Annotated in this window: 1 protein-coding gene; it reads right to left on the bottom strand. The window is 65.7% G+C overall.

From position 1 onward, the window contains the following. Positions 1–1,092 (bottom strand): MDR/SDR family oxidoreductase (locus M2283_RS51575; RefSeq protein WP_432423265.1); only part of this gene is annotated, 1,092 nt, incomplete at its 3' end. Positions 1,093–1,118 lie beyond the last annotated feature (26 nt).

Below are 1,118 nucleotides of genomic sequence, written 5' to 3'. Positions count from 1 at the left end.
GACCAGATGCCGGGCCACCATGGCACCCAGCGACCCGGTACCACCCGTGATCAGGACAGTACCGTCAAGATCAAGGGCTTTCGGAACGTTCAGCACAATCTTGCCAATGTGCCGGGCCTGGCTCATGTAACGGAACGCGTCCTGCGCACAGCGCACGTCCCAAGCAGTACACGGTAGCGGGGTGAGCTCCCCCGCTTCGAACAGCCCCGCCAATTCGGCGAGCATCTGCTGGATGCGCTCAGGGTCGGCCGCCATCAGGTCGACCGCCTGGTAGGCAACTCCTGGGTATGTCCTGGCCACGGTGCCCGCATCCCGGACATCAGTTTTGCCCATCTCGATGAACCTGCCGCCACGGGGCAGCAGCCGCAGCGAGGCGTCCACGAGCTCCCCGGCCAGACAGTCCACAACCACGTCCATTCCGGCACCCGAGGTCTCCGCCAGGAAGTGCTCCTCAAACTCCGCCGTCCGCGACGAGGCAAAGCAAGCATCTTCGAAGCCCAGTTCCCGCAGTACCCCCCACTTACCAGGGCTCGCCGTACCGAACACCCTGGCACCCAGATGCCGGGCTACCTGCGTCGCCGCCATGCCCACACCACCAGTGGCCGCATGGATCAGCACCGATTCGCCCGCCCGCAGGCCGGCCAGATCACACAGACCGTAATAGGCGGTGAGGAACGCCGCAGGGACCGATGCCGCCTGCTGGAACGACCACCCCTCCGGTATCCGCACCAGATACCGATGATCGGTGACAGCCACCGATCCGAAACCGACACCAATCAGGCCCATCACCCGGTCACCGACGGCCAGACCCGTCACACCCTCGCCGACCTCCAGCACAACACCAGAGCCTTCAACACCCACCTCAGCCGCACCCGGATACATACCCAACGCAATTAGAACATCGCGGAAGTTGATGCCCAGCGCCCGCAGACCAACGCGGACCTGCCCCGCAGCCAACGGCGCCGCAGCACCGGGCTCAGGCAACAGAGCAAGGCTGTCGAGCGTGCCACCCCCGGTAGCGCCCAACCGCCACTCACGCGCACCTTCAGGTACCCGCAAACCCCGCTCACCGACATGAACCAGGCGCGGCACGGACAGTGCGGTGCCACGGGCCGCGA

The sequence above is a fragment of the Streptomyces pseudovenezuelae genome (genome assembly GCF_029892565.1).
Lineage (GTDB): Bacteria > Actinomycetota > Actinomycetes > Streptomycetales > Streptomycetaceae > Streptomyces > Streptomyces pseudovenezuelae_A.
The sequence above is the reverse complement of the archived record's forward strand: the minus strand, read 5'-3'. Positions and strand labels throughout refer to the sequence as shown.